Here is an 8,972-nt window from a genome sequence, read left to right on the forward strand (position 1 = left end):
TAAAGACAAAATGTGGGATGGCAAGGTTAAGGAAAGCGGATTTTGAATTTATGGATGAACGATTTCGACCAGGATTTTATTTTCATTGTTTCCTTGTGCTAGGTCTTTTTCCCAATCCTTAAACTCCAAATTCAAACAGCTGTTAGCACGGTCACGATTGGCTTGGGGTAAAAAAGTATTGGCTGAGATGGATTTTGCGGCCTTTGCGATTTTCCCACGGGCAGATTCTAACCACTGGATTTCCGTAAAAGTAGCAAACCTTGTTCCGGCTGAAGTTTGGAATCCTTCTAATTCACAAGTTTCAGCAACACGGAAACTATATTGAGATTTAAAACTATCACTACTAGCAACCGTCGTTGCCTTCAAACTCAAAACTCCAGACTGTAAAACCGATTCTTGGCAATCAGTGGTCCTCGCCTGAATGGTTCTAGTATCATTTAGAATCACGTTCAATTCACTTTGAGTGAGAATGAGTTGGTTTACATTACAGATTCCCAAAGGCCGCCGACTACAAAATTGGTTATTGGAACTTAAAGTTGTATTTGTTTTGATACAATTTCCGGATTGCCTTACTAGATATAAAGTAGTGAGAGTAATCGTTTGTTTGTTTTCCTCTTCTTTTTGTTTCTCTCCCCCACCCTCAAAACAAGAAATCAAACAAAGTAACAAACTGATTCCAATGGTAAATTTTTTCAAAATCTTACCTCAATACCAATATTGACAAGAGGAATGATCGCCATTTTTCCATTAGGTGTTTGAGAAACAATATAGGGAGAATTTACCGTATCATAAGTCGGAGCCGGGTTTTGGTTTCTTTGGTAATTTTTTGTGTTATCAAATTCAAACCCTGCTTGGTTCCTGCGACCGTAAAAATTTACAAATTCTATATAGGTATTGATATAACCCCAAGAATAATTTTCGATTCGATCAATCCGCAAATCAAATTGGTGGAAAGGTAAAAACCGATCACTGTTATAATTTCCGGAATAATTGGGGAAATATAAATTCAAACCAAAAGTGGCAGCTTGGTTTGCTCGTGTAGCACTTGTAATGGGAGTGTATGGAGTCCCCGAAAAATATCGAAACCTTCCCCCCACCATCCATTCTGGATTGAATTTATATCCAAATACAACATTCAAAATATGAGTTCTGTCTAAATCATACAATTGTTCTTTATCATTATTATAAATGACCTCTAAATTGTTATCATCATAATAATTGATATAGTTGGTTCCCATTTTAGCTTGGCCAAGTAGTGTTCTCGAATTATTGAGTAAGGTTCTGTTCCTGGTTTCTTCACTATTCAATCTGGACTGGTTATTGATTCGTTTGGTGATGGAGTTTGTATAGGAAATCCAACCAAAAAGTCCGGACTGTTCTCTTGGATCTTTTGTTTTTTTAATAAAAATTTCTACACCTTCTGAATGCCCATAACCCGCATTGGAATAATTTAAATTTTTAGGAGTAATTGGATTTGCTAAAACTTTTGCCGTTTCATTCACAAAAACACGTGTATCATTATTTAGAGCATACGGATCCACAATATAAGCATCCGGAACAATGATGTTTTGAAAGATATTCCGAAAACCTTCGATTTTAATTTGCCAGTTGTTCGCAAATTCTTGGCTTACACCTATCGAATTGTGTTCGGCTCTTTCCATAAAGAGATTGGGATTTCCTGACTTGGCCGACAATGCTTCTACTGAAACGGGAGCATTATAATGGATTCCATGTCCCGCCATAATCCCTGTTTTTGTAGATTCAAATAAATAACCGCCAGTGATCCTGGGTGCTAAATTTGTTTCATTACTTCCCGAATAATGATCCACTCGTGCACCCGGTGTTAGGCGAAATCCACCATATTTAAATGGAAGTTCTGCATATGCCGATTTTTCTCTATAACGAATTCGATCACCGTCAATCACAGAGCGAAAAGCTGCATTGGAATTCAAAAGATCATTAAAGATGTTATAAAATAAACGATTATAAGAAGAGATATTTTCACCTTTTAAAGTTGTCTCTCGAAACCGACCTTGCACCCCTGCTTCTAGTTTGAGGTGTTCCTCCCAAAGTTCCCATTCAAATGTATTTTGGACATAAGTGATTGTATCTGTGGTACGATTTTGTAATCCAAAGATGTTTTCAGCAGTCAGTGGATTTGTAAATTTGAGTTCAAAAAATTCATTAAAGGAAGTGCGTGAATAAGAAATTGTATTTCGAAACGTTTTCCCTTTCCAAACATAACGAATGGCATCCGTTCGAAACATTCGGTCAAGTCCAGTTGGCGGACGTGGGTCATCCCCTCCCCTTTCTAAATCTGCTTGGGCTTTCGTATATGCTTGCCTATCACGCGTTCCAAAAGTTTGGACTGTGAGTCTGTGTTCTGCATTGATATCCCAGATAAGTTTCCATTGATAGTCTTGGTATTCTGCGTACTTCGCATCTTCCGGAATCCCTTGGGGATAAACTTGTAATAATACAACATTGGGATAGTTTTTTCTACCCGAACTAATCATAGCAAGGCCAGGTAGGATTTTAGATTGGTTATAGATATCAGATAAAAACAAATTTGTATTGATGATGGTTTTATTTTCATCCACACGATCTGTTCCTTCGATGGCGATGATTCCACCAGTCGCATAACCATATTTAGCTGGAAATGCTCCCGTAAACACATCAAAAGATTTGATTAAATTATTATTTAATACAGAGGACTGGTTTCCTAAATGGAATGGATAGGGAAGAGGAAAACCATCAAAGTAATATTGGTTTTGTCTGGTTCCACCACCACGTAAAGAGAGATCCCCTCTTTCGCTATTGGAATAAGGATTTCCTGTCAGTAAATTGGAGCCGATGTTTGTAAACACTGATGGTAAAATTCCAACAGGTGCCCCAATCACAACTCCGGGAATGGTTTGTAAAGCTTTCAAAGAATCACCAGAAACTCCTGGAAGGCGTTTGATTTCATCCTGGACAAGTCCATACCGTGAAAGGGGAGTTTTGTCTCTTTCTCCACTGACAACTATCCCCGATAGATTGGCTTCGGAAATTGTAACAAGGATGACCTGGCCTTTAAATCGAACTTCTCGAAATACAGATTCGGTTCTGTCTGCTGTGGATACTTTGATTTCATAATATCCAGGTTCGGGAAATCGAAGTTTGGCGATCCCTTCGTCATTAGAAACCGCACTGGTTTTTCCTTTTTTAGAAATGACTACAGCATTAGTTACTGGTTTTCCTGAATTGGATTTTACAATTTGAAAAACAACTTCTATATTTCCATCGGCGAAGGTAGGACTAAACCAAAGAAAACATAAAACCAGTAAAAGGGGCTGAGTATATTTCATTTAGGAACGGGAATCAAACTTTCTGCAATTCGATATAATTCGTCCAATGACTTTTTGTCATCAAGCAAACGATACCCTTGTAAAACTCCTTCATAGACAAAAAATAGATGTTTGGCAAGCAAACGACAATCTACTTTAGAATTTAAATACCCATTTTCTTTTGAACCTTCCAGATAATCCGCCAACAAATCGATGGTTCTACTTGCGATTTCTTCAATTTCTTTCTGAATTTCCAACTCATCTGGCGCAATTTGTGCCCGAAAGTTTGCCATACCGCAACCAAAAAGTTGTGACAACCGAGCTTCCCTAGAAAGAATCCGAACCCAAGCCTTAACAAAATCCAAAGGTTTTGGATTTCGTTTCATTAAAGATTTAAGAAGTGTTAGATTTTCATTCGAATACATCCGAATCACTTCCTTTCCCAACATTTCCTTAGAAGCAAAATGTTGGTAGAGGCTAGCTTTGACTGTTTTTGCCTCTTCCACAATTTGATTCAGTCCCGTCCCCGAATACCCTTGTTTTAGAAAGAGATGGCGGCTGACTTGCAAAAGGCGAATGCGAGTGGGTTCTTTTTTCATAGCACCTACAATTTCCGAAAAAAGAGAAAACTATGCAAACAATATACCAACCGGTATGTATGAAAAGTTCTTGCAAATACATACCGACTGGTATGTATGTTTACAGATAAGGAGAATTCAAATGAACACTGAATTGATTTCGTTCCATACTACTGCGACCTCTGTATCCGAAGCCTTGGAAACTAGACATAGTATCCGAGAATACCTTCCGAAACGCATCCCAAATGAAATTTTACATAGGGTATTTAGCAAAGCATTGCGTACTCCTAGTTGGAAAAATTCACAACCTTGGAAAGTTCACATTGTGAATGGAAACAAAAGAGAGGAATTGTCCAAAGAACTCATCCAAACCGCCCGAGAATTTCCACCTAGGCCAGAAACAAGTTGGCCAGAATCTTATCCTAGTGATGCCAAAAGACGAATGTTTGATTTGGGAATGAAAATCTACGAAGCTGCAGGTATTGATAGGAAAGATAAAGATGCTAGGAACGAATTTATGTTACGTAACTTTGATTTCTTTGGAGCTCCGACAGCTGTTTTCATTACAACCAAATTTGAACTTAATTATTTTGTAGGAATCGATTTAGGTTGTTTTCTCCAATCTGTTCTTTTATTAGCAAGAGAAGAAGGTTTGGGGACATGTGCTCAGGCTTCCCTTGGTTCTTTTCCCGATGTGGTAAGAAATTCTCTCGAGTTGCCAGAAGAAGAAAAAGTGATTCTGGGATTGAGTATTGGATATCCAAAACCAAATTCGGAACTAAATAGTTACCACACTCCCAGAGAATCGTCAGAAGATTTACTTCGTTTCTATTAAATCGAAAAAACTAAAATAGATTTTTCTTTCAAGTTTTGAAATCCATGATTCTCTTTCTCCGGAAGAAGAGGGAGATTCATTTTTATGAAATTTTTCATTTCGATTTTAGTAATAACGATATTCTGTTTCCAATGTTCCTTTGGGCAAAAAGTAAAGTATGCCGAATTAAAACAATCCTATCCCAAAGTGAATTGGGAAGCCCGTAGATCTGAAGCAGTTAAACTTTTATCCGACCTATTAAAAATCCCTTCTGTTCGCGGAAATGAAATCCAAATTGCTAAATACATCCAAGCAGTTCTCTCAAAGGAAGGAATTCCTTCACGCCTGATCTTCGATCCCAAACATCCCACAAGACCCAACTTAATCGCAGAGTTACAACCAACAGTTTCTAATCCAGAACCAGGAATCATTCTCGCAAACCATTTAGATACAGTTGAATATGATTCGAAAGAATGGAAGGTAGGACCACTTTCTGGATCTGTGAGTGAAGGCCGAGTTTGGGGTCGTGGGGCCATTGATATGAAAGGTATGGCAGTTATGGAATTACTTGCCTTTTTAGAAATCAAACGATCCGGAATTCCAAGAACAAGAAAAATCATGTATTTAGGTTTAGCTGACGAGGAATCAGGCTCTGTGTTAGGTAGCCGATATATCACTTCAAATCATAAACAATTATTAGAAGGATATGAATATGCAATCAATGAAGGAGGAGTTGCCACAAGAGACATTGTGATTCCTGGATCTACGATCTTTAACATCCAGTATGCGGAAAAGGGAAACATATGGTTACGAGCTAAAATCACAGGAACCAGCGGACATGGATCTTCTCCTCCAAACCAATATGCTGCTTTGTCACTCATACAATTTTTTAACGAAGTTAGAGAACTCGAACCAGAGATTCGTATCACAGAAGAAACAGAAGCTTTTTTCTATCAATTGGGAACTATCAGTTCCTTTCCTAAATCATTTTTTCTAAAAAATGCAAGAAATCCATTGATTAAACCTTTGTTACATGGAACCATTCGAAGTAATCGCCACCTAACAGCAATGACAACAAATACTAAATCGATAACCGGATTTCGTACGACAGAAGGAGAAGGTGGGGAAAATGTAATCGCCGGGGAAGCTAATGGTCGTTTGGATATTCGTGTTTTACCTGGAATTGATATTAATGAATTTGCAGATAAGGTAAAAAAAATCGGTGATAAATACAACGTTCAAATTTCTTTTTCCGATATCAATGCGGCAGTTGCCTCTCCGATCAACACAAGATTTTTTAGTACTTTGGCTGCCGTTTCCGTAAATAAATTCCCAAATAGTACGGTGACTCCTTTTCTTTCTCCTGGTAAAACCGACAATTCTTACTTACGGAGAGTGGGGATCAAAGCTTACGGTCTCATTCCGGCAGTCCTCAAATCGGAAGATATCGACGGAATGCACGGAAAAAATGAAAATATGACTGTTGATAATTTGGAATTAGGGACAAAAATTCTTTTTGAAACTTTAGTGGAAATGAACCAGTAACAACGATTATTTGAGCGAGGAAAGATACTTCAATATTCCGTCTTCCCCTCGTTCTTCGGCAAGTTCTGCAATACTAACCCCACCCACAGTTTTGACTTTGGTTTCGGCGCCTGCTTTAACCAAAAGTTTGACCAAATCCAAATTCCCACGGTAAACAGCTCGATAGAGTGCTGTTTCACCAGTGGTGTTGCGAAGATTGACATTGGCACCTTTTTCGATCAAAAACTTGGCCATCTCCAATTCTTCGTCATCCGCCGCTTTGATTAGGGAGGAATTACCTAGGGAGTCCTTTGCATTGACGGATACACCTTCTGCCAAAATTATTTTTACTAATTCTAAATTTCCCTTTTCGACTGCCTGGAACAGGCGAAGCTCCCGACTCATCGGAGCTTTGACTACAGTTTCATCTTCCATACAGGAAAAGGTGGATCCAATCATTAATAAAAAAATGACAGCGGATAACGATTGGAATAAAAATCGACTGGATAGAAATCGTAACATCAGTTTTAGTCTAATGGTTTAACCATGAAACGTCGATCCATTTTTCCAGCCAGTTTCCAGTTCCTTTCCATTTTGGGTGTGAGCCTTTTATTTACATCGTGCCTCTCCATCATTAGTCCGGGAGAGGTGGGCCTGATGTGGCGACCGTATAGCACGGGACTCAGCCAGAAACCCTTAGAATCTCGGGTTCAAACCTATATGCCTTGGAATAGTGTTTATGTCTACTCAGTCCAATGGAGCAGCTACCAAGAAAAAGTAGAAGTACTCACCCGTGATGATTTGACAATTACTGTCAGCGCGGCGATCATCATCCGGCCAATCCAGAACGAAATTTATGAATTAGAAATGGAAATTGGCCGCGGTTACTATGAGAAGGTTGTTAAACCTCAATTTCGAACAGCGATCCGAAATATTCTATCTGCTTATAATATGGTTTCTATCTCCAAAGAAACACCAAACGTTTCTGCACAGATTAAAAAATCTCTTTCAGAAAAGTTAAAAGACAAACACGTAGAAATTGATGATGTGATTATTGATGATGTAGAATACAGTCCATCGATTTTGAAAGCGATTGAAAGTAAACTTACGAAACAACAAGAACAAGAACAAATGAAGTTCGAAATCAATATTGCTAAACGTGATGCAGAAATCCAACAAATCTCCGCAGATGGTAAAGCCAAAGCTGTCCTCATTGAAGCAGAAGCTCAAGCAAAAGCACAAAGAATGATTTCTGAATCTTTAACTCAGAAATACATTCAACTGAAAGCTATGGAAAATCCAAATAATAAGTTAATCTTTGTGCCAAATGGAAAAGATGGATTGCCAATCATCGTCAATCCTGAAGCAAAATAAAACTATTTTTACTTTTCTAAAACTTATGCGCTATAGTTATATAAAATGTATAACTATAGCGTTTGTTTTTTAAGCCGAAGGTCTAAGTTAAAGTTTCTGATTCTAAATATTAAGATAATCAATATACTAAACACAAACAATAAAAGACCAAAATTTTGAAACGCAATTACAGGACCAAACTTATCAGAAACTTTTGCAGCGATAAGTCCAAGGACTGCAGATACTCCAAGTTGAAGTATAGAGTATAAACTCAAAATTCTAGATCGGTATTCTTCGTTTAGTCGCATTTGGATCAAGGAAACCAAATAATTTGTTGATATACTGCAACAAATAGAAGATATAAAAATAATTAAAATATTAAGAGTTAAAATCTCAATTGGCATAAAAACAAAAATTGAAACTGCAGAAATGATAGATGCACCAAATATAATATAAACCAATTTTACATCTTTTAACACTAGTTGCAAAAACCCACCGAATCCCAAACCAATAGCCAATATCAAAAAATAAATTGGTTTAACCGAATCTCCTAACTTAAAAATAGTTTCACCATAGGTTGGAATTAAAATCTGAAAAGGACCTAAAAGAAAAGTTGTTAATGGCACTAACATTAATAAATAAACAATTTCGCGATTTTGATTCAAGTAATGAATCAAATCATTAATACCTGTCCTGATGGAAACAAATTGTTTGACTTCTAAAGGAATCAATTTTACGAAGATCAGCAAAAAATTACTGATGAAAAACAATAACGCAATTATCAACGGAATCAAAAAATTAGGATAATATTCCTTAATAAAACCAACAAAGAGAGGTCCAAATCCGAAAGCGAAAATATAACTTAAATTCACAAAAACTGTCATTTTTCCCTTTAACTCATCCTTTGTTAGCTGCCCGATAATTGCTAACCTTGTTGCTGGCAAAAATGAAAAGGAAAACCCTAGAATGATCGATAACAAAAACAAATAATTCGAAATATAAACCTGGTTGTCCGTTGTATAAATCAAAAGCGCGAAAAATAAATTTCCTATTATATATATAGTTTGGCTTATTATTAAAATTTTTCGTTTTGAATTGAAATCAATTATGATCCCAGTGATTAAACCAAATAATACAAAGGGAATGTGAATTAATAGAAATAATGAAGCTCCCAACGAATCGGCTTTAGTTAGATCATGCGAATAAACTATAACAAAGTAATTAAACATCACTATTGCTGTATAACCGAACATTGTTGAAAGCAAATATAGGTAATTGTTTTTGTTCATTTATTTGTTTTACGATTGAATAGTTTAACGAAATTGATTGAATCCCTTAAAGATGGGATGATTTCATTTATATTAGAAATATGATTAC

Annotated in this window: 8 protein-coding genes; 3 read left to right on the plus strand and 5 right to left on the minus strand. The window is 36.8% G+C overall.

What is annotated here, in order from left to right; translation table 11 throughout:
* Positions 1-48: 48 nt before the first annotated feature.
* The 3 genes from EHQ49_RS12685 to EHQ49_RS12695 are packed head-to-tail and all read right to left on the minus strand — an operon-like array spanning position 49 to position 3,925.
* On the minus strand, positions 49-696 hold the full coding sequence (locus tag EHQ49_RS12685; protein ID WP_135579996.1) for a hypothetical protein: 648 nt from the start codon (positions 694-696) through the stop codon (positions 49-51).
* Complete coding sequence (locus EHQ49_RS12690) at positions 693-3,347, minus strand: TonB-dependent receptor plug domain-containing protein (RefSeq protein WP_135579998.1); 2,655 nt, start codon at positions 3,345-3,347, stop codon at positions 693-695. Before EHQ49_RS12690 ends, EHQ49_RS12685 begins: the two co-directional genes overlap by 4 nt.
* On the minus strand, positions 3,344-3,925 hold the full coding sequence (locus tag EHQ49_RS12695) for a TetR/AcrR family transcriptional regulator (protein ID WP_135580000.1): 582 nt from the start codon (positions 3,923-3,925) through the stop codon (positions 3,344-3,346). Before EHQ49_RS12695 ends, EHQ49_RS12690 begins: the two co-directional genes overlap by 4 nt.
* A gap of 121 nt (positions 3,926-4,046) precedes the next feature.
* On the opposite strand from EHQ49_RS12695, the gene EHQ49_RS12700 reads away from it, so the two are divergent.
* Both EHQ49_RS12700 and EHQ49_RS12705 read left to right on the plus strand, forming a co-directional pair.
* Complete coding sequence (locus EHQ49_RS12700) at positions 4,047-4,739, plus strand: nitroreductase (RefSeq protein WP_135580002.1); 693 nt, start codon at positions 4,047-4,049, stop codon at positions 4,737-4,739.
* Between the two features lie 84 nt (positions 4,740-4,823).
* Positions 4,824-6,263, plus strand: a complete 1,440-nt coding sequence (locus EHQ49_RS12705; protein ID WP_135580004.1) for a M20/M25/M40 family metallo-hydrolase — start codon at positions 4,824-4,826, stop codon at positions 6,261-6,263.
* Positions 6,264-6,269: 6 nt separating this feature from the next.
* Here the strand turns inward: EHQ49_RS12705 and EHQ49_RS12710 are convergent, their stop codons facing one another.
* On the minus strand, positions 6,270-6,764 hold the full coding sequence (locus EHQ49_RS12710; protein ID WP_244241473.1) for an ankyrin repeat domain-containing protein: 495 nt from the start codon (positions 6,762-6,764) through the stop codon (positions 6,270-6,272).
* A 24-nt stretch (positions 6,765-6,788) separates the two neighbouring features.
* Here EHQ49_RS12710 and EHQ49_RS12715 point away from each other — a divergent pair, with 24 nt between their 5' ends.
* A complete protein-coding gene (locus EHQ49_RS12715; protein ID WP_135580006.1) occupies positions 6,789-7,616 on the plus strand; it encodes a prohibitin family protein in 828 nt (275 codons plus the stop codon).
* A gap of 53 nt (positions 7,617-7,669) precedes the next feature.
* On the opposite strand, the gene EHQ49_RS12720 is transcribed toward EHQ49_RS12715, so the two are convergent.
* Positions 7,670-8,884, minus strand: a complete 1,215-nt coding sequence (locus EHQ49_RS12720; protein WP_135580008.1) for an MFS transporter — start codon at positions 8,882-8,884, stop codon at positions 7,670-7,672.
* Between the last annotated feature and the right edge of the window lie 88 nt (positions 8,885-8,972).

The sequence above is a fragment of the Leptospira perdikensis genome (genome assembly GCF_004769575.1).
GTDB classification, from domain to species: domain Bacteria; phylum Spirochaetota; class Leptospiria; order Leptospirales; family Leptospiraceae; genus Leptospira_A; species Leptospira_A perdikensis.

What these genes read in the sequence shown, in the direction of transcription:
- EHQ49_RS12690 (WP_135579998.1), bottom strand. Translation starts at nt 3,347, where the DNA reads ATGAAATATACTCAGCCCCTTTTACTGGTTTTATGTTTTCTTTGGTTT.
- EHQ49_RS12695 (WP_135580000.1), bottom strand. Translation starts at nt 3,925, where the DNA reads ATGAAAAAAGAACCCACTCGCATTCGCCTTTTGCAAGTCAGCCGCCAT.
- EHQ49_RS12700 (WP_135580002.1), top strand. Translation starts at nt 4,047, where the DNA reads ATGAACACTGAATTGATTTCGTTCCATACTACTGCGACCTCTGTATCC.
- EHQ49_RS12705 (WP_135580004.1), top strand. Translation starts at nt 4,824, where the DNA reads ATGAAATTTTTCATTTCGATTTTAGTAATAACGATATTCTGTTTCCAA.
- EHQ49_RS12710 (WP_244241473.1), bottom strand. Translation starts at nt 6,764, where the DNA reads ATGTTACGATTTCTATCCAGTCGATTTTTATTCCAATCGTTATCCGCT.
- EHQ49_RS12715 (WP_135580006.1), top strand. Translation starts at nt 6,789, where the DNA reads ATGAAACGTCGATCCATTTTTCCAGCCAGTTTCCAGTTCCTTTCCATT.
- EHQ49_RS12720 (WP_135580008.1), bottom strand. Translation starts at nt 8,884, where the DNA reads ATGAACAAAAACAATTACCTATATTTGCTTTCAACAATGTTCGGTTAT.